The organism is Pseudomonas sp. K8 (genome assembly GCF_014889455.1).
Taxonomy (GTDB): Bacteria; Pseudomonadota; Gammaproteobacteria; order Pseudomonadales; family Pseudomonadaceae; genus Aquipseudomonas; species Aquipseudomonas veronii.
Map to the genome: position 1 here is coordinate 1 of NZ_VJWO01000015.1, position 18,281 is coordinate 18,281.

Here is an 18,281-nt window from a genome sequence, read left to right on the forward strand (position 1 = left end):
GTGCGTGTATATTTTAGCGCTAGGTATAATTTAATTTTGTAAAATAAGAGCGGATGATAAAGTGCGCTGAACACAGGGCGCCTGTTATTGGGCTTTATTGTTGCATTATCTGAAATTACTATTTGCGTCGGGTGAAATAATGCGTCGCTATACCACAGTTTTAAGCAGCTTTATGTTGGCATTGATTATTCCGCAATTGACCCAGGCCGCCGTTTTCGGTTGGCAGGAAAAGGCACTGATTCAACCTGAGCAAGGGAGTGTGGAGGTCGAACTTAGTCCCACTTCGCCGAAGTCTTCCATTGAAGTTCATGACCTCGTTCTATTCCAGAAAAATGGTGAGAATTGGGCGCGTTTCAGTGTACCGGTGATGCACGCATTGACGGGCACGACCGATTTGACGCTGGAGAGGAAAGTACTGCGCACCGAAAAAACCAAAAGCGCCTTTGGCAGCACTCAGCATCAGTTGGTGCGGATGTCGCTGTGCCTGGGTGACAAGGTATACGCCGAGGACCTTATGCTGAAAACCCACAGCAAAGGTGGTTCGCCGGTCAAGCTGGGGCGTGATGTGCTTGCGCACCTGGGCTTGGTTGATGCGTCGCGATTCGACACCCTCAAGCCTGATTGCAAGCCGTGATACCGCGCCAATCAGGCGTCGGGGGAGCCCCGGAGCCTGATTGGCGATGATTTACTGGTTGAGGATCCCGCGATCCCAGTTCTGCTGATTCCTGCGCGCGTCCTGTATGAACGGCGACCACTGGATCAGCTTGAGCACCACCCGGTTCAGTAAGCGGCCTGGTAATGTCAGGGGCCGCTGCACATCCAGGAACAGCACCACGCGCCGCTCGTCAGTGTCGTTCCAGACCTGATGCTTGTAAGTGTCGTCGAATACCAGGCAACTGTCCTGCTGCCAATGGTGGACCTCATCACCCACCTCTATACGACACTGTTCGGCCTGTTGCGGGATGATTAACCCCAGATGCACCCGCAGCAATCCGTTGTAAGGCCCGCGGTGGGGGGGAATGTGCTTGCCGGGGCTGAGAATCGAGAAAAACGCGGTGTACATGCCCGGGATGGCCTCGATGGCCTGGGTCGTTTGTGGGCACTGGGCGCAATTGCCGTCGATCTTGTAGCCATAGCCGTAGAGGAAGAATGTCTTCCAGCGGTCGTCCTGGGTCAGTCTGGCCTGGTCTTTGGATATCTGCTGAAAACTGGGAATGGCATCGCTGTTGCGCAGCACGGCATCGAGCTCGGCGCGAATCACCGCCGACCGGGATTCCAGCTCCCGGGTCCAGGCGAAGATGGCCGGGTCAAAGAACGGCGTGTTACCCACCGTAGAGCTGCGCCGTATCAGATTTTCAAGGCGTTTGATGATCCACAGGCCGATGGCGACGCTGGGACGATGTTTGCGTTTTTTCTTGGGGGTCAAAGCCGTCTTCCTGGTGCTCATGGGAAATATCCTGTCGGTTTCATGTATGAGGTCGTTGTTTCAACAGCTTCCACAGCAGCGGCCAGCAGAACACCAGCGGATAGCGGCGCAACCGTTCCGGCTGTTTGATCGGCTCGCCCCAATGGCGCTCCAGTTTCCAGATGGCGTAATCCACTGCGCCCTTGACGGTAAACAGCGATTTGATCAGGCGCACCAGGTTCAATGCCCGGCCCTGAATGCGCCGGGTCCGCCAGTGCCGCGCCTGCCGTCGCTGCTGTTCAGCGGTGCTGTGGTTGATATACAGCTCGTCGGTCATCGACCCGGCAAAGCCAACGCCATCGACCTGGGCGGCCGCGACCAGGAGGGCGGCGAGGTAGCCTTGATTCTGCTGGGTAATCAGTGCCGGGCGGTTGCTGCTTTCGGGCCGCAGTTCGCTGCCGTAGGTAAAGCTCAAAGCGCGGGTCCAGAACGTGTCGCTGTTGAACAAGGGAGCTTGCAGGGAGACCGTTTCGCTGATCATGCGCAAGGCCGCGCGGCACACCGCTCGCTCCACGCGCCGTTGGATGGCGGGCGTGCGGCTGAACACCAGGCGGCTAGGCTGGGCAAAACGCGCCCACAGGTAGCTTTGAAACCAGCTATGGGTGCCTTGTTCAAAGTCGCTCACCGAAAGAATGGCGCACTTGGCGCGCAGGGTTTTGCCGGCGGTATCAGTGGCCGTGAACAGAAACACCGTGGGCGGCAGCAGGGCGTTGGCCCATTGACTGAGCCGGGAGGTGTGGATGTCCTGGTAGTGATCCACCAGGACGTACAGGTCGATCAACCCCTCATCGGTGGTGCGTGTGCGCAGGCAAGAACCGTAGAACAGGATCGCTGAGATGCCTGCGCCGAACCGCGCCATCAGCGCTTCAGTCAGTGCGTGCAGGTCTTGGTCCACCGGGCGCGCCAGTTCACGGCTCACCAACTCGAACAGGGGGAGTGTCGCCGGGTCCCGTTCAATCTCAATCATGGAATGTCCTTACAAGGTGATGAAGCGCACGGGCGGGCTGGCCTTGATTTCCAGTGTTCCGGTCACCGGGAATATCTCGCCGTCCAGTAGGTATTCGTGCAGGTGGTCAATGCTGGCGTGCTGGGCGTTGTGGCTCAGGTAGCCCGGATCCTGGCGCATGGCCGCGTTGGGTCGCCCGCGCAGTACGGCGGGCAAGGCCCGGCACAGGCGGGCAGGGGCCTGGGCAATGGCGGTCAGGCGCATGGGCGGGTGCTCGGCGCCCCAAAATGGCGTGCTGCCCAGCAGCAATTTGTCGAGGGTGGTGGCCAATACCAGCAGCCATGGCGCCTCGCGTGTCGTGCCGTTCACCGTGATAGGGGCGTTGACGGTCGGCAGCAGATGGCTGGCCGTGCGGGAAAACAACGCCAGCAGCATGCGCACGAAGGCGGTCAATGGCCCTGCCAGCCCCTTGAGGCCGGTGGGGCGAACCCGTTCATGAAAATAGCGAACGCCGGTGACGATTGAACCCGCGCCAAAGAACAGGCCGCATTGTGCTCGCCGGGTGTGCGAGTCAGACACTTGCAGTACAGCCGTGGGTTTCTCCCGCGCGGTGTGGTCGTCATGGGTCAGCCAGCGCGTCAGTGCCTTGATTGCCCTGAGTGGGCTGCCACGCAACCCGATGGCATTGGCACTCATGTTGGTGGTGCCTGCGGGGACGATGAACACCTTGGGGACTTTCGCCCCCGGGGTTTGCAGCAGGCTGGTGAGCGCCGCCTGCAGCGTGCCATCCCCGCCCACTACGACCAACAAGTCGTTTTCCATCAGCGCCCAGCTGGCGATGGCAGTCTCGACCTCGGCCGGGGTGCGCACCTGCGCGACGCGGGCGCGGGGCAATCTATGGATCAGGCGGCACATGCGTGCCTGCTGGCGACGGACGCGGCCGCTGAGGGGGTTGATCAAAACGCCGATGCATCGTGGCTTAGCAATTGAAGGTGGGTTGATGTTCATGACGTTGCCTAGGCGTTTCGGTCGAAGCGATAGACCAGCATCAATGCCGCGCCCAGAATAAACAGCGGTGGCAACAAGGTGGTCAACAGCGGATTCAGGGCAAACAGCAGCCCCAGGTTGACGATGATCTGATTACCTACATAGGTCAGCAGACCGACGACAGCGCCCACCGCCAGGCGGCTGCCCATCCCGGGGTCGCGCTGTTGCACGAAGGTGAAGGGTACCGCCAGCAGGATCATCGCCAGCGTCAGGATCGGCCGGCCGAACTTCTGCCACAGGGCGATGCTGTACTGATCGACCGGTTGATCGGTGGCCTTGAGAAAGTGGATGTAGCGGCTCAACTGCTTGATGGAAAAACTGTCGCTGGGCAGGGTCAGCTCCTTGAGATGAATACTGGAAAAGATCGACGTCCATTGCAGGCTATCCAACTCGCGGACCGTTTCTTCGCCGTTGCTCCATTGCTTGAAGTTGACTTGGTTGAGCGTCCAGCTGCCGTCCTGGGATACGCTGGCATTGTCGGCGTGAATGTAACTGACCAGGGTGTTGTCCGGGTTGTAGTGGAATATCTCGATGCCCATGGGCCGGTTGTGCGCGGCCACGCTGTCGATCCTGGCGATTTCATTGCCGCGCCTGGCCCACAGCGTCCCCTTGGCATTGACTGCCTCATCGGAACTGGTGATGGCGGCGTTGCGCATCTGCAGGCCGCGCTGCTGCAACGGTGAGGCTACCCATTCATCCAGTGCTGCCAGGCTGGCGGTCAGCAGCACGCCTGCGGTAACGGCCGCCAGGGCAATACGCACGATGGACACACCAGCGGCGCGCAGGGCCGTGAGCTCCTGGCTGACCGCCAGTTGGCCCAGGCCGACGATGCCGCCCAACAGGGCGATGAAGGGCCCCAGGTCGATCAGGCGACGGGGCAGCGTCATCAGCACCACCGCCACCGCCTGGGTCCAGCGGTAGCCGCCAGCGCTGACATTGTCGAGTTCGCTGATCAGATCAAAAGTCGTGAACAACGGAATCAGCAGCGCAGCGGCAGCACCGAAACCCACGAACACGTTCCTGACCAGGTAGCGACCCCAAAGGCTCATCGCGAAAACCTCGGCAGCAGCCGCAGGTCACGAGCCATCAAGGCCCCCAGACCAACCAGCATCAGCAGGGGGACCAGCCACAGGCCCGGGATCAGGGGCAGGGCGGTATTGGCTACCAGGGTGCGGCACAGGTTGCCGGCATAGAAGATCACCGTAAACAGGATCGCGATCGGCAGCAGGGTTGAGAACCGGCCTTTGCGTGGTGCGGTCCGGCTCAGCGGCACGGCCAGCAGGGCCATGAGAATGGCATTCAGGCCGCGGCTTTCACGCCATTGCAGTTCGGCTTTGTCCTGGGGCATGGCCGACATGGCCAGCGTCGCGCTGGGGGTGGATTTGCGCTTTGACTCATCGGTCGGTTCCACCGGCTTGAGGTGTAGCAGCAACGCTTTGTAATTCAGTGTGCTGTCCTTGCTGCCGCGATGCTCCAGCGTATAACTGGTGCCCTGTTGCAGGGTCAGCGCCGGCGTCGTGGGGTCGGGATCGGTGATGGTCGCCACGTTGGCGCGCAGCACGCGGCTTTTGCCTTCGGTCGGGTCGTAGATCAGCGCGTCGGTGAGCTGGTTGGTGTCCGGGTCGATGTGCTGGGCCAGGATCATCCGGCCGTTGTCATCGTTGAGGTTGAAGCGTTGGGCCTGCAGGTGACTGACGTCGAGGTCGGAGCGCGATTGCTGTTCCAGTTGATAGGTTTGCGTATAGGCCCAGGGCCGGCCGTAGAACGACAGCGCAGCCACCGCCAGGGCCAGCGGTGTGGCGATGATCAGAATGGCCCGGTAGATACGCAACGGGCTGGCGCCGGACGCCAGGATGGCGGTGATTTCCGAGTCGTTGTATAGCCGACCCAGCGCGATGGCCACCGAGGCATACAGCCCGACGGGCAGCAGCATCTCCAGCGCGATCAGCACTTTGTAGAAAACGATGTCGAGGACCACCCCCAGCGCCAGGGTGCCATTGGCGGCCTCCGTCAGGTAGCGTTCGGCCGAGTAACTGGCGAAAACAAAGGTCAGGAAGCCAACCATCATCGTCACAGGACGGCGTACTTCGGAAATGATGTAGCGCTCGATCGTAAGCATGTACCGCAAGCCTTCAACGCGGCATCAGCCGTGCACAGTAAAAAGGGGAATGAAGCGGGTGAGTCGGTCAGGCCGCAGGGCGCCCGTGGTCCTTGGCCATCTCGCGCAGGGTGCGTTCCACCAGCGCGAAGTCGTTGGCTGAATCCACATCCACCGCCGCTTCCGGGAAGGGCATGACCACAGCGCCCACGCGTGCGCCGAGCACCCGGGAAAGCTGGTTCAGCGCATGCTTGAGGGACAGTTCGCCCAGCAGGTAGCGCACGGTAGCCAGCGGGCCAAGCGCACGGGCCACAACTTGTCGGGGACGCTTGCGCGCTTCTTCCATGCCACGCCAGTACTGCGCCACCTTGGCACCCTGTGGGGTGAGGAAGGCGAACAGGTTGCTGCCGCAATACGGGCCACCCTTGAGCCGGATGGCCGTTCTGGCTGTGCCGGGGAATCGTTGCAGCACTGTCTCCAGGGGCGTCACGGCAACCGCCACGTCACAATCCAGGGCGGCTGCCTGGGTGAGGAAGTAGTCGACCATGTCGCCGCGCAGCAAGGCATGGTCGGCGGTCGTCACCAACAATGGCCAGTGTTGTCGCCTGGCCAGGCCATGGGCGACGCTTGCAGCCGGGGTTGCCTGGGGTTGCAGAAAGCTCAACTGCTCGCTGAGGATCATCGACCGTACATGGAGGTCCTTCTCCAGCAGCGCCAGCGAAGGCCCGATCAACGTTACCCGGCCAACCTGGGCGCTGTCGTGCAAAGCGCCCAGCACACGGTGCAGCATCGGCACCCCTGCGATTGGCGTCAGCGCCTTGCAACCCGCCGAGCCCAGCGCAGCCACCGGGTCATGGCCATGGCGATCCGCACCCAGCACCAGCGCGTCGAAACGCGGTGGTTCAAATTGCTTTTTCATACAGGCGATACCGTTTGTAGGGGGCGGCACCGATGCGATCCAGAATCGCCCGCATACCGGTGTTGGTTTCCAGGATCCAGGACATTTCCAGTGCTTCGATGTCACGTTTCTCGAACGGCGCCTTCAAGGCTTCGATCAGCAACAGTGCGATGATCGGCCCCATTCGGCTGAACTGGTACTGCTGTCGCACACCCATCAGCGGTACCCGCGCGGTGCGTACGCCACTGACTTTCAGACGCCACAATAATTTGGCCCAGCCCAATGGCAGCAGGCGCCCATCCAGGTCGGCGATGGCTTCGTTGATGTTGGGCAGGGCAACGATGAAGGCACAGGGCTCACCGTCGACCTCGGCGATATAGATCATGTCTTCGGGCACCAGGAATTTCAGTTGCGCGCCCATCTCGTCGAACTCACGTTCGGTGAACGGTACAAACCCCCAGTTTTTCTGCCAGGCATCGTTGAACACGGCGCGTAGTACCTGCATTTCCCGTGCGAAATGCTTGCGGTCAAGCTGCCGGATGGTGACTCTACCGCGCATGCAGTCCATCAGTGATGTCAGCGCCGGGGTGAAGGACAGGTCGGTGCGTCGCATCCAGTAAGCCAGCAGGTCCATGCCCTTGGCGTAGCCCTGCTGCTCCAGGCGCGCGGCGTAGTAGGGCTTGCCATGCTCCATCAGCGCCGACGGCGGTGTATCGAACCCGTCGACCAGCAGGCCGCTTTCCTGATTGATGTTCAAGCCAAACGGGCCGGTGATTCGGTGGGCGCCCTGTTTGCGCAGCCAGGTCTCCGCCGTATGAGTCAACAGGCTGAACACTGCCTCGTCATCGATGGCGTCGAGCATGCCGAAATGGCCGGTGTCCATGCCGTGCAGATCACGATGCAGTGAATCCACCTGAGCGGTAATGCGGCCCACCACTTCACCGCCGCGTCGCGCAATCCAGGCCTGCCAGTGAATATGGTCCGATGCCGGGTTCTTCGCCGACAGATGCTCGATACGTTCCACATGCAGGGGTTGGACCCAGTGGGGATCGTCTGCGTACAAGTGGGAGGGCAGGGAGATGAAGGCTTTTAAACCAGCCTTGTCGCTGACCTGTTCTATGGAAATCATGGCTGACCTAAATCCAACTAACTTCGAGGGGGTGTTAACTTAATTAACGTAACGCACGGTTGATCACCGCAAATGCGGCGTAAATGAAACCGCTATTAACTAAGTTTGTATATAAAATCTTCATCGCTGTTTCAGATGGCGGGTATCTGATAAATGAATAGTCGTTCAGAAAACAACTCCTGTTAATCTTCGCGCCGAATTTGATTCAATCAGAACTTGAACACTGCGCAGGTAACAATCGCTTGCTGGCTGCGGCGCAGATGCGCTGTTTCCTATCTTATTGTCGCCTGATAAATGCATCGGCCAAATGAAATGTTGCGGGTGGATTTGCCGTCATGCGATCAGGCCGAAGGTTCTCATCTAATGGCTGTGCTGTATATGTCAGAAACAAGCTCAAATCATTCCATACCCATGCGTCACGCAGACTTTGAAAGTCTGGTAGAAGCATTGGATTATGCCGCCACCGGTCAAACCGGCATGAACTTTTATGACCGACGCAGTCAGTTGGTCAGTTCGTTCGAGTACCGCATGCTGAAACGGCGCGCCCTGATGGGCGCACGTCGCCTGCTCGGCTTGGGGCTGGTGCGGGGCGACCGGGTGGCACTGATCGCCGACACCAATGCCACGTTCGTCGAAGTGTTCTTCGCCTGCCAATACGCGGGGCTGATCCCCGTGCCGTTGCCCATTCCCATGGGGGTTGGCCAGCATTCATCCTACGTGGACAAGCTGCGTGGGTTGCTGAACAGTTGCAGCCCGGCTGCGGTGTGCGGTGGCGAGGAATGGCTGCCGCTGGTGCGAGAGGCCGCTGCCGATATGCCGCCGATGCCCTTGCTCAGTGGTGTCGACATCGACGCGCTGCCAGAGGCCGAGGTCGAATTGCAGGCACCTGGCGCGGACGATGTGGCGTACCTTCAGTACACCTCGGGCAGCACCCGCTTTCCTCGAGGCGTGGTGATTACCCAGCGCGCGGTCATGGCCAACTTGCAGGTTATCAGTCGTGACGGCATCAAGCTGCGCGAAGGCGACCGCTGCGTTTCATGGCTGCCTTTCTATCACGACATGGGCCTGGTGGGGTTCGTCCTCACACCCGTCGCCACTCAACTGTCGGTCGACTACCTGCGCACGCAGGACTTCGCCATGCGCCCCTTGCAATGGTTGAAGCTGATCAGCCGCAATCGTGGCACGGTGTCCGTGGCGCCACCGTTCGGTTACAACCTGTGCCTGCGGCGTTGCAGTGACAAGGACCTGGCCGAGCTTGACCTGAGAAGTTGGCGGGTTGCTGGTGTGGGCGCAGAGCCGGTCCCGTTCGAGGCACTGACGCAATTTGCCGAACGTTTTGCGGCAACAGGTTTCGCGACAGAGGCGTTCATGCCGTGCTTCGGTCTGGCGGAAAGCACCCTGGCGGTCAGCTTTGCCGACACCCCCAAAGGCCTGCGGGCCGATGTGATCGATCGCGATGTACTGGAGCACAGCGGCAAGGCCGTACCGCCCACGTCACGCACACGTGCCGTCAGCACGTTCGTGAACTGCGGGGCGGTCCTGCCCGGGCACCGGCTGGAAATTCGCAACGCCCAGGGTGAGGTGCTCGGCGAGCGCGAGGTGGGGCAGATATTCATTGCCGGCCCCAGCCTGATGAGTGGCTATTTCCGCGACCCTGACTCGCAACTGCAGGCCTCCCAATGGCTGGGCACCGGCGACCTGGGTTATTTGTTCGAGGGCAATCTACATGTCACCGGCCGCAAGAAAGACCTCATTATCATTCGCGGGCGCAACATCTGGCCTCAGGATATCGAGCACGTGGCCGAGGGCGAGCCTGGCGTGCGGCCGGGCGATGCGATCGCCTTCGTGACGTCGCGCGGTGATGAGTCGGTGGTGGTGATGCAGATCCAGTGCCGGGTGACCTCGCCCGCATCGCGCGAGCAAATGGTCCGCTCGCTGTCGGGGCGCATCCAGAGTGAGTTCGGCGTCAGCGTCGACATTCAGTTGGTACCGCCGCAAAGCATTCCGCGTACCTCATCCGGCAAACCGGCACGTGCTGAGGCCAAACGTCGCTACCTGAGCATGCTCGACGCTCTTGCGTTGCCTGCCGCGGCCATCGCCTGATGAGCCTGACCGTGGCAATCACGGGGGCCACCGGCTTTATCGGCCGGCGCATTCTGCAGGCCCTGTTGGCGCGCGGTATCGCCGTGCGTGCGTTGACCCGCCGATCGGTGGCGAGCCTGGACGCCGTGACGTGGGTGCGCGGGTCGCTGGAAGATGAGGCATCGCTGGCCAGGCTGGTCAGCGGCGCCAGTGCAGTCATCCATTGTGCTGGCCAGGTGCGTGGTCGCAGCCGCGTAGTGTTTCAGCGCTGTAACGTCGAGGGCACCCGGCGCCTGGTGCAGGCAGCCAAGGCTGCCGGTTGCGAGCGTTTCCTGTTGTTTTCTTCGCTGGCTGCCAGGTACCCGCACCTGTCGTGGTACGCCGAGTCCAAGTTCGATGCCGAAGTCGCTGCCCTCCAGGCGGCCGCCGACATGCCCATCAGCATTTTCCGGCCTACGGCCGTCTATGGGCCAGGCGACAGCGAATTGCAGCCGGTACTGTCGGCACTGCTGCGTGGCTGGCTGCCCCGGCTTGGCCATGCCGATGCACGGCTGTCTTTTCTGCATGTGGAAGACCTGGTCCAGGCCACCCTGCGCTGGCTGGACGTGGAGGCCATTCATGCCGTGCGCTACGAAATCAATGACGGTGCCAAGGATGGCTACGGTTGGAAGCAACTGGCCGCCATGGGGGCGCTGATACGCGGCGGGCCGGTGCGTCTGATCGGTGTTCCCACAGCCTTACTCTTGCAGCTGTCACGCCTGAACCTGGCCTGGCATCGCCTGGCAGGTGGCGAGCCCATGCTGACGCCGAGCAAGGTCAACGAGCTTATCCATCCCGACTGGTCATCCAGCAACCGCCTTATCTCGAAGGACCTGGGCTGGTACCCGGCCATCGAGCTTGAACACGCGTTGCGTGAACGGTTGTTTTGATCCCACTTTCATACAGATATCAGACTCTTTTTATGTTGAAGCGCGAAGTCGTCACCGACTACATCCTGGAATGCCTGAGCGGCTTGACCGCCGACAAGCAACGGCCAGTAGGCCTGCACAGCAACCTGATCGAAGACCTGGGCCTTGAGTCCATCAAGATCATGGACTTGCTGATGATGCTGGAAGACCAGTTCGACCTGTCTATCCCAATCAATATCCTGATCGATGTCAGCACACCCGCCGATCTCACCGACGCACTGATGATCTACCTGGAGGAGCATCATGGGGTTGTATGACAGTTTTTCCCGCCTGGCACAGGAGCGCGAAGCGTTCCAGGACGACGGCCTCAACCCTTTTGGCACCTGCATCGATGAGGTCCATTGCGCCACCCAGGGACGCATCGGCAATCGTCGCGTCATTTTGGCCGGTACCAACAACTACCTGGGCCTGACGTTTGACCCTCAGGCCATTGCCGCCGCCCAGGCTGCCCTGGTCGAGCAGGGCACTGGCACCACCGGTTCGCGCATGGCCAACGGCAGTTACGGCGGGCACGTGGCACTGGAGCAGGAGTTGGCGGCGTTCTTCGAGCGGCCATCCGCCATTGTCTTCTCCACCGGTTATGTCGCCAACCTGGGCATCATCAGCGCCCTGGCGACGCCCAAGGCCGTGGTGCTGCTCGATGCCGATTGCCACGCCAGTATCTACGATGCATGCGCCCTGGGAGGGGCGCAGATCATCCGCTTTCGTCACAACGACGCCGCGGACCTTGAGCGACGCATGGTGCGCCTCGGCGAACAGGCCAAGCATGCGCTGATCATCGTCGAAGGCATCTACAGCATGCTCGGTGACGTGGCTCCGCTGCAGGAAATCGTCGAGATCAAGCGCCGCCTGGGTGGTTACCTGCTGCTGGACGAGGCGCACTCCTTCGGCGTGATGGGCGCGACTGGCCGTGGCCTGGCCCAGGCGCTGGATGTGGAGCAGGACGTCGATATCATCCTCGGGACGTTCAGCAAGAGCCTCGCGGCCATTGGCGGCTTTGCGGTGGGTAATGACCGCGGCATGGAAGTGCTGCGCTATGCCAGTCGTCCTTATATTTTCACCGCCTCGCCGTCGCCATCGGCCATTGCCTCCGTGCGTTCGGCGCTGCAGACCATTGCACAAGCCCCTGAGTTGCGCGAAAAGCTGTGGCAAAACGCCCATCGCCTGTATGACGGCCTGGCAGCATTGGGTTACCAGGTGGGCCCGCACGCCAGCCCGGTGGTGCCGGTGATGATCGGTACCAAGGAGCAGGGCGTGCGCTTCTGGCGAGCGTTGATCGAGCACGGGGTGTACGTGAACCTGGTGCTGCCGCCGGCCGCGCCTGCGGGCATCACGCTGGTGCGGTGCAGTGTCAGCGCGGCCCATTCGGAACAGGAAATCGACGTCATGGTGGAGGCCTTCGCCGCCCTGCGTGACAGCGATATCCTGGAGTCGGTGGCATGAGAATCATCCTGGCATTCGGCAAATCCTACCCCCTTCGCACTATCTTGATGCTGCTCAGCCTGGTGGTCGCCGGTGTGGTGGAGGGCGCGAGCCTGACCACCATGCTGCCCCTGGTGTCGGTCATGCTGGGTGACAGCGGCCACTCAAGCATGGTGGCCGGCCATGTTGCCAGCGTGCTGCACAGTGTAGGGCTGGAGCCCTCCATCACCGTATTGTTGATTATCATCGTGGTCGGCATGTCCTTGACCAGCCTGCTGATTCTGCTGGCCAACCGTCAGGTGGGCTACACCGTGGCACACGTAGCCACGGACCTGCGTGTCGACCTGATCAATGCCACGCTGGGCAGCCGATGGGAGCATTACCTGCGTCAGCCGGGCGGGGCCCTGGCCAACGCCGTGGCCACCGAGGCGTTCCGTGCCTCGACGGCCTACGAGCACGCCGCCAACATGGTGGCCCTGACGATTCAGGCCATTGCCTACGCCATCATTGCCTTCGTGGTGTCCTGGCAGGCCGCCCTGGTGTGTATTGCCCTGGGCCTGACCATTTTACTGGCCTTGCGAGGCCTGGTGAAAACCTCGCGCAAGGCCGGCAAAAGCCAGACCGGGCTGATGCGCGAACTGCTGATCAACCTGAGCGACACCCTGGGTTCGGTCAAACCGCTGAAGGCGATGGCCCGCGAGGACATCGCCGATTCGCTGCTGCGCAGCCAGGCGACCGAGCTCAACATTGCCATGGAAAAGGAAGTCACCAGTCGCGAGACCCTGCGCGCCCTGCAGGAGCCGCTGCTGGCGCTGCTGGCCGCAGGCGGTCTGTACGCCGGCCTGGTGATCTGGAAGCTGCCGATGTCCTCGGTGATGGTGCTGATATTCATGGTCGTGCGCGTGCTTGGGCTGATGCACAAGGCGCAGCAGCGCTATCACCGCATGGTCGGGCAGGAGAGCGCGTTCTGGGCCCTGCGCGAGGCGGTGGAAGAAGCCGAGGCCCAGCGCGAACCCGCCGGCGGCAGCCTCCAGCCAACGTTGGCCCGGAACATTGTGTTCGATCAGGTTTCGTTTACCTACGGCGGTCGACGCGTCCTCGACGAGGCCAGCGTGAGTTTCGAGGTGGGCACCATGACAACGCTGGTTGGCCCGTCGGGCACCGGCAAAACCACGGTTCTTGACCTGCTGTGCGCTTTGCTGGTGGCTCAAGACGGCAGCATCCGCGTGGATGGCCGGGCGTTGGGCGATCTGCAACGGCGCAGTTGGCGCCGGATGATTGGCTACGTGACCCAGGAAACCCTGCTGCTACACGACAGTGTGCTGGCCAACGTCACCCTCGGTGAGCCGTCATTGACCGAAGCCGATGCCGAGCATGCGTTGCGTCAGGCCGGCGCCTGGGAATTCGTGCAGGGCCTGGATTACGGCCTGCACACGCGGGTTGGGGAGCGGGGCGGCCAACTGTCCGGTGGTCAGCGCCAGCGAATCATTATCGCCCGCGCGCTCGCGCACCGGCCCCGCCTGCTGATCCTGGACGAGGCCACCAGTGCGCTGGACGCCGAATCCGAAGCTGACATCTGCGCCACGCTCAAGGCGTTGACGCCGAACATCACCATTATCGCCGTGTCGCACCGTCCGCGCCTGATCGAGGTGGCGGACAAGGTTGTCGAGTTGGTCGAGGGTAAATTCAAGGTCGTGACAGGTGGGCATGCGCCGCTGCCGCGTCCCGCTCTGAGCCATGGCACGGGAGGCCGCTGAGATGTCGATGAACCATGAGAACGAACTAGCACCGGTGATCGCCTTTGTAGGCTGCGATGGTGCGGGCAAGACCACTGTTTCCGACGCTATCCTGGCGTGGATGCGTGAGTCCGGACAGGTTGAAAGCTGCCATCTGGGCATCCAATCCAAGGCCTTGGGCGAGAAACTGGTGGGCTTGCCGATGGTGGGGGGCGTACTCAAGCGTCTGATTGCCAAAAACTCGCCGAAAACAGTGTCGCCAGGCGAAGCGTCGCGAACCTCCATCGAGGCGCCGAGTACCCTGGCGGCGGCCGCGATTTTTCTGCTGTCTGTACGGCGTTGGCGGCGCTATCAGAAGATGATGTCGCTGCGACGCCAGGGTGTTGCGGTGATCGCTGATCGCTTTCCGCAAATTGCCGTGGCCAAAATGAAGATCGATGGCCCGGGCCTCAGTGGCGTACCGCATCGCAATGCGCTGGTGCGCTGCCTGGCACGTTGCGAGCGCTTGCTGTACTGCTACATGGTGAGCTATCGCCCTGACGTGGTGATTCGGCTCAATGTCGATCTGGAAACGGCCTACAAGCGCAAACCGGACCACCGCTACGCGTCGTTGGCCACCAAAATCGCGTTGGTGCCGCAGCTGGAATACCAGGGCAGTCCGATCATTGATCTGGACAGTACCCAGCCCCTGGATACCGTCATCGACCAGGCCAAGCATGCCATCAACGCATGCCTGGCCCGCCAGCGCGCCGTGTAATGGCCAGCCGTAGCGCCTTCCGGCGCCTGGCGCCGTTGGTCGCCATCATCGGCCCGGACGGTGCCGGGAAGACCACCACGGCGCACTACCTATGCTCAGTCATTGCCAATAGCCAATATGCCTACCTGGGGCTGGGCTCCGGGGCGCTGGGGCTGAAGATTCGGCAGTTGCCGTGGATAGGCGCGATGCTGGAGCGGCATCTGTCCGCCAAGGCCAGTCGGGCTCGAACGCCCGGCGAGCGTATTCCCGGGCCTGTCACGGCTGCGGTCATCTACCTGTTCGGCAGGCTGCGCTGGCGTCGTTTCCTGCACATGCTGCACGTGCGCGAGAGCGGGCGGCTGGTGATCTGTGACCGCTACCCGCAGGCGCAGATCGCCGGGCTCAACGATGGCCCTGGCTTGTCGGCCGCCCATGCCACTGGTTGGTTAACCGCGTTGCTGGCCCGGCGTGAGCGCGACCTCTACATCGAGATGGCCCAGATACCGCCCACGCTGGTCATCCGGCTCAATGTGGACGCCCACACGGCCTGGGCGCGCAAGCCCGACCATGACCTAGCCCTGATCGAGCGCAAGGTGGCCGCCACCGCGGCCTTGACGTTCCCCGGGGCGCGGGTGGTCGAGGTCGATGCGGGCTTGCCGCAGGCCCAGGTGCATGCCATTTGCCGTCAGCTCATCGAAACACTGGTCAGTGAGACCCCGGGCTTTTCCTCATCTCTTGAACCGCAGGTTACACGCGTTGAATAAATCTATGCCCCATCTCGGCGCCCAGCCCTTTGCGAATGCCTCTGGCACGCCGCTCCTGCGCCGTTCCAGTGCCCGCTCGCTGGCCGTCATGTACCTGTTTTTCTGGTATTTTTCCGGCCCCCTGCAATGGTTGATCTACCATGCCGATGTCGCCGGCCTTGACGGCTTCTGGCAAGCCAGCGCGGCAAGCCTGCTGTGGCTGATCCCGCCATTGCTGTTTCCGCGCTGGACGCGGCCCATCGTCGGGTTGATAGGGCTGGTGTTGTGGATGTGCTCGCTGACTGCGCTGGCTTACTTCCTGATCTATGGCCAGGAGTTTTCGCAAAGCGCGATCTTTATCATGTTCGAGTCCAACATGAGTGAGTCCAGTGAGTATATTTCCCAGTATTTCTCCTGGTCTAAATTGGCCGTGCTGGTGGCCTATACCGTCATCGCGCTGGGGTTATGGTTCAGGGTTCGCCCCGTTGCGTTCTCGGGGCGTGCCAAGGTGGTGTTGTGCCTGCTGATTGCCTTTGCATCGGTGGGCTACTCAGCCCTCCATGAGTACCGCAAGCGTGGCGACCTGGACATGCGCATCGGTAAGTTTCAGCAGAATCTACAGTCGGCATCGCCTTGGCAGATGGTCATTGGCTACACGCAGTACCGTCAGCAATTGGCCGATATGGCGAATATGTTCGAGGGCTGGAAAGCCATTGCGCCCTTGCAGCATCAAGTGGATGCCCATGCCGGGCAGCCAGCGACAATGGTGTTGGTTATCGGCGAGTCGACTGATCGCCAGCGCATGAGTCTGTACGGCTACACTCGCCAGACCACACCACAGCTGGATGCCTTGCGGCCCGAACTCGACGTGTTTGATCAGGTAGTGGCGCCGCGGCCGTATACCATCGAAGTGCTGCAGCAGGTGTTGACTTTTGCCGACCAGGAGCACCCGGACCTGTACCTGACGACACCTTCGTTGATCAGCATGATGAAGCAGGTTGGTTACAAAACGTTCTGGATCACCAATCAGCAGACCATGACCCAGCGCAATACCATGCTCACCACCTTTTCCAAGCAGGCGGACGAGCAGGTCTACCTGAACAACAACCGGAATCAGAATTCCACCAGCCAATACGACGAAGACGTGCTGGAGCCGTTTAGCCAGGTTCTCAAGGACAAGGCGCCGCGAAAGCTGATTGTCGTGCATCTGCTGGGCACCCACATGAACTACCGCTACCGGTTTCCCAGCGGCTACGCGCGGTTCCAGGACAGCGCCGAGGTACCGCGCTATATCACGGACAAGACGCTGCGCAAATACAACGACTATGACAATGCCGTGTTCTACAACGATTACGTGGTCAGCTCGTTGATTGATCGCTTCAAGCGCTCCAACCCGCATGGCTTCCTGGTGTATCTGTCAGATCATGGTGAGTCGGTGTACGACCCGGTGGCCCCGCACATGCTGGGGCGCAATGAAGAGGCGCCGACACGGCCAATGTACACCGTGCCTTTCCTGGTATGGCGCTCGCCGAGCTGGAAAGAGGACAACCCACTCGATCTGCGCGATGCATTACATCGCGAGTGGACCACGTCGCACTTCATCCACACGTGGGCGGATCTGGCAGGGCTGCGCTTCGACACGTTCGAGCCGTGGAAAAGCATCGTCAACCCGGCCTATCAGCGAGGTCAGCTACTGATTGGTGATCCGCGCCAGCCGGCCAAATTGCGTGACTTCAACACGCTGGGCAGCGCACCTTGAATTGCCGGCTAAGCAGCAGTGGCGGCCAGGTTGCCCATGTGCTGCTCTAGCCGGGTGCGCAACCAGCGCTCGGCCGGGTCGTTGTCAGTCAGGCTCAGCCAGACCATGGACAACTCCTGTGCCGGCACCTCGAACGGGCAGGGTTCGTCGCGCAAATTGCCCCACCCCAGCAACGCCTTCGCCGCGTAGTCGGGGCAGCTCGCCAGCAGATTGGTCGCGTTGAGGGCCGCCGGCAGCGAGCTGAACTGCGGAATCGACAGTACCACCTTGCGGTCGCGGCCGATTTTAGCCAGGCATTCATCGACGATACCGTGGATATTGGCCGTGTAAGAGACTTGAACATGGGGGCGGGTACAGAACTCGTCCAGGGTCAAAGGTGCGTCAGCGTTATCGGCGCGCAGGATGCGTGGTTCGACGCGTCTGAGCAGTTTGCGCTTGGCATTCGCGGGCAGTTCACGGGTCTCGGTGATGCCGACGGTGATGTCGCCAGACGCCAATAGGTCGGGAATGCGCCAATAGTCGGCATGCTGGATGATCACGACCACGTTGGGGGCTTCATCGCGCAGCGCCGCCAGAAAGGGCGGCAGCAGGGCGAATTCGACGTCGTCGGAAAGGCCGATCTTGAAGGTCAGGCAGCTTTCCAGCGGATCGAACTGGTGTGCGAGGCTGAGCGCCGTGGCCATGGCATCAAGCGCTGGCGACAGATGCCGGATGATTTCTTCGGCGCGGCGAGTGGGCTCCATGCGGTGGCCTACTCGAACAAACAGGGGGTCATTGAACAGCGTTCGCAGCCGTCCCAGTGCTGTGCTGACGGTTGGCTGGCCTAAATACATTTTTTCGGCGACGCGGGTGACGTTTTGTTCCTGCATGAGCGCTTCGAAAATGACCATCAGGTTGATGTCGGATTTTCGCAGTTCATTTCGATTCATGGGCGCCTTTCAACTGCCGTGCAAGTTGGCGCATGGCAGTGCCGGGAAAGTTGAGCTAAGAGTGTCTGATGGTCGAGCTAGACGCACTCAGGCCATAGAAAATATTTCAAATTGTTACGCGGCGCGAAACTTAGCATGTGCTTTTCAGTGGCACCATCGCGCTTTCTGGAATGCCTAGTTACCGTTTTCGCAACAATGGTGAGCGATCGCTGTTACGGAAGCTCTGAAAAAGACTTACTACGTCAACTTTTTGCGGGCAACGCAGATGTGTACCAACGGCGTGCGAGAGATGGGCGGGGCAGGCAGAAAAATTTCAAATATGC

17 protein-coding genes are annotated in these 18,281 nt (G+C 61.1%); 9 read left to right on the plus strand and 8 right to left on the minus strand.

Annotated elements, in window-relative coordinates; genetic code table 11:
• The first annotated feature begins 139 nt into the window (after positions 1-139).
• Positions 140-634, plus strand: a complete 495-nt coding sequence (locus tag INT12_RS13195; RefSeq protein ID WP_026139856.1) for a RimK/LysX family protein — start codon at positions 140-142, stop codon at positions 632-634.
• Between the two features lie 51 nt (positions 635-685).
• On the opposite strand, the gene INT12_RS13200 is transcribed toward INT12_RS13195, so the two are convergent.
• The 7 genes from INT12_RS13200 to INT12_RS13230 all read right to left on the minus strand — a co-directional run bounded on the left by INT12_RS13200 (position 686) and on the right by INT12_RS13230 (position 7,583).
• On the minus strand, positions 686-1,447 hold the full coding sequence (locus INT12_RS13200; protein ID WP_017845636.1) for an aspartyl/asparaginyl beta-hydroxylase domain-containing protein: 762 nt from the start codon (positions 1,445-1,447) through the stop codon (positions 686-688).
• A gap of 19 nt (positions 1,448-1,466) precedes the next feature.
• Entirely contained in the window at positions 1,467-2,432 is a 966-nt protein-coding gene (locus tag INT12_RS13205; RefSeq protein ID WP_079443726.1) for a hypothetical protein, read from the minus strand.
• A gap of 9 nt (positions 2,433-2,441) precedes the next feature.
• The gene (locus tag INT12_RS13210; RefSeq protein WP_193058868.1) at positions 2,442-3,371 is read right to left on the minus strand and encodes a diacylglycerol/lipid kinase family protein; all 930 of its coding nucleotides are present in this window, start codon (positions 3,369-3,371) and stop codon (positions 2,442-2,444) included.
• Between the two features lie 56 nt (positions 3,372-3,427).
• A complete protein-coding gene (gene lptG / locus INT12_RS13215) occupies positions 3,428-4,507 on the minus strand; it encodes an LPS export ABC transporter permease LptG (protein WP_046484133.1) in 1,080 nt (359 codons plus the stop codon).
• Complete coding sequence (gene lptF / locus INT12_RS13220) at positions 4,504-5,577, minus strand: LPS export ABC transporter permease LptF (RefSeq protein WP_017845640.1); 1,074 nt, start codon at positions 5,575-5,577, stop codon at positions 4,504-4,506. Before lptF ends, lptG begins: the two co-directional genes overlap by 4 nt.
• Before the next feature lie 67 nt (positions 5,578-5,644).
• Positions 5,645-6,475 (minus strand): nucleotidyltransferase family protein, encoded by an 831-nt coding sequence (locus INT12_RS13225; RefSeq protein WP_046383321.1) that lies wholly within the window; start codon positions 6,473-6,475, stop codon positions 5,645-5,647.
• A complete protein-coding gene (locus INT12_RS13230; protein ID WP_169883513.1) occupies positions 6,459-7,583 on the minus strand; it encodes an N-acetyltransferase in 1,125 nt (374 codons plus the stop codon). The genes INT12_RS13225 and INT12_RS13230 overlap by 17 nt, the downstream gene beginning before the upstream one ends.
• A gap of 378 nt (positions 7,584-7,961) precedes the next feature.
• Here INT12_RS13230 and INT12_RS13235 point away from each other — a divergent pair, with 378 nt between their 5' ends.
• The 8 genes from INT12_RS13235 to cptA are packed head-to-tail and all read left to right on the plus strand — an operon-like array spanning position 7,962 to position 17,029.
• Positions 7,962-9,686 carry a fatty acyl-AMP ligase gene (locus INT12_RS13235; protein WP_226926182.1) on the plus strand — a complete coding sequence of 575 codons (1,725 nt, stop codon included), beginning with the start codon at positions 7,962-7,964 and terminating at the stop codon, positions 9,684-9,686.
• On the plus strand, positions 9,686-10,594 hold the full coding sequence (locus INT12_RS13240) for an NAD-dependent epimerase/dehydratase family protein (RefSeq protein WP_017845644.1): 909 nt from the start codon (positions 9,686-9,688) through the stop codon (positions 10,592-10,594). The genes INT12_RS13235 and INT12_RS13240 overlap by 1 nt, the downstream gene beginning before the upstream one ends.
• Before the next feature lie 32 nt (positions 10,595-10,626).
• Positions 10,627-10,890, plus strand: coding sequence for an acyl carrier protein (locus INT12_RS13245; protein WP_017845645.1), 264 nt, complete (start codon positions 10,627-10,629; stop codon positions 10,888-10,890).
• Complete coding sequence (spt, locus tag INT12_RS13250; RefSeq protein ID WP_046383325.1) at positions 10,877-12,076, plus strand: serine palmitoyltransferase; 1,200 nt, start codon at positions 10,877-10,879, stop codon at positions 12,074-12,076. Before INT12_RS13245 ends, spt begins: the two co-directional genes overlap by 14 nt.
• Positions 12,073-13,812: an ABC transporter ATP-binding protein gene (locus tag INT12_RS13255; protein ID WP_017845647.1), complete on the plus strand. Its 1,740-nt coding sequence runs from the start codon at positions 12,073-12,075 to the stop codon at positions 13,810-13,812. The genes spt and INT12_RS13255 overlap by 4 nt, the downstream gene beginning before the upstream one ends.
• Position 13,813: 1 nt before the next feature.
• Complete coding sequence (locus INT12_RS31260) at positions 13,814-14,548, plus strand: hypothetical protein (RefSeq protein WP_026139859.1); 735 nt, start codon at positions 13,814-13,816, stop codon at positions 14,546-14,548.
• Positions 14,548-15,291, plus strand: a complete 744-nt coding sequence (locus INT12_RS13265; protein ID WP_017845649.1) for a hypothetical protein — start codon at positions 14,548-14,550, stop codon at positions 15,289-15,291. The genes INT12_RS31260 and INT12_RS13265 overlap by 1 nt, the downstream gene beginning before the upstream one ends.
• A gap of 4 nt (positions 15,292-15,295) precedes the next feature.
• Positions 15,296-17,029: a phosphoethanolamine transferase CptA gene (gene cptA / locus INT12_RS13270; RefSeq protein WP_017845650.1), complete on the plus strand. Its 1,734-nt coding sequence runs from the start codon at positions 15,296-15,298 to the stop codon at positions 17,027-17,029.
• Positions 17,030-17,037: 8 nt separating this feature from the next.
• Here cptA and INT12_RS13275 read toward each other — a convergent pair whose 3' ends face one another.
• Positions 17,038-17,958, minus strand: coding sequence for a LysR substrate-binding domain-containing protein (locus INT12_RS13275; RefSeq protein WP_017845651.1), 921 nt, complete (start codon positions 17,956-17,958; stop codon positions 17,038-17,040).
• Between the last annotated feature and the right edge of the window lie 323 nt (positions 17,959-18,281).

Bases quoted from the DNA above. Each gene is read 5' to 3' on its own strand.
- INT12_RS13195 (WP_026139856.1), top strand. From the start codon at position 140: ATGCGTCGCTATACCACAGTTTTAAGCAGCTTTATGTTGGCATTGATT.
- INT12_RS13205 (WP_079443726.1), bottom strand. From the start codon at position 2,432: ATGATTGAGATTGAACGGGACCCGGCGACACTCCCCCTGTTCGAGTTG.
- INT12_RS13245 (WP_017845645.1), top strand. From the start codon at position 10,627: ATGTTGAAGCGCGAAGTCGTCACCGACTACATCCTGGAATGCCTGAGC.
- INT12_RS13230 (WP_169883513.1), bottom strand. From the start codon at position 7,583: ATGATTTCCATAGAACAGGTCAGCGACAAGGCTGGTTTAAAAGCCTTC.
- INT12_RS13235 (WP_226926182.1), top strand. From the start codon at position 7,962: ATGTCAGAAACAAGCTCAAATCATTCCATACCCATGCGTCACGCAGAC.
- INT12_RS13275 (WP_017845651.1), bottom strand. From the start codon at position 17,958: ATGAATCGAAATGAACTGCGAAAATCCGACATCAACCTGATGGTCATT.
- lptG (WP_046484133.1), bottom strand. From the start codon at position 4,507: ATGAGCCTTTGGGGTCGCTACCTGGTCAGGAACGTGTTCGTGGGTTTC.
- lptF (WP_017845640.1), bottom strand. From the start codon at position 5,577: ATGCTTACGATCGAGCGCTACATCATTTCCGAAGTACGCCGTCCTGTG.
- INT12_RS13255 (WP_017845647.1), top strand. From the start codon at position 12,073: ATGAGAATCATCCTGGCATTCGGCAAATCCTACCCCCTTCGCACTATC.
- INT12_RS13240 (WP_017845644.1), top strand. From the start codon at position 9,686: ATGAGCCTGACCGTGGCAATCACGGGGGCCACCGGCTTTATCGGCCGG.
- INT12_RS13265 (WP_017845649.1), top strand. From the start codon at position 14,548: ATGGCCAGCCGTAGCGCCTTCCGGCGCCTGGCGCCGTTGGTCGCCATC.
- INT12_RS31260 (WP_026139859.1), top strand. From the start codon at position 13,814: ATGTCGATGAACCATGAGAACGAACTAGCACCGGTGATCGCCTTTGTA.
- INT12_RS13225 (WP_046383321.1), bottom strand. From the start codon at position 6,475: ATGAAAAAGCAATTTGAACCACCGCGTTTCGACGCGCTGGTGCTGGGT.
- INT12_RS13200 (WP_017845636.1), bottom strand. From the start codon at position 1,447: ATGAGCACCAGGAAGACGGCTTTGACCCCCAAGAAAAAACGCAAACAT.
- spt (WP_046383325.1), top strand. From the start codon at position 10,877: ATGGGGTTGTATGACAGTTTTTCCCGCCTGGCACAGGAGCGCGAAGCG.
- cptA (WP_017845650.1), top strand. From the start codon at position 15,296: ATGCCCCATCTCGGCGCCCAGCCCTTTGCGAATGCCTCTGGCACGCCG.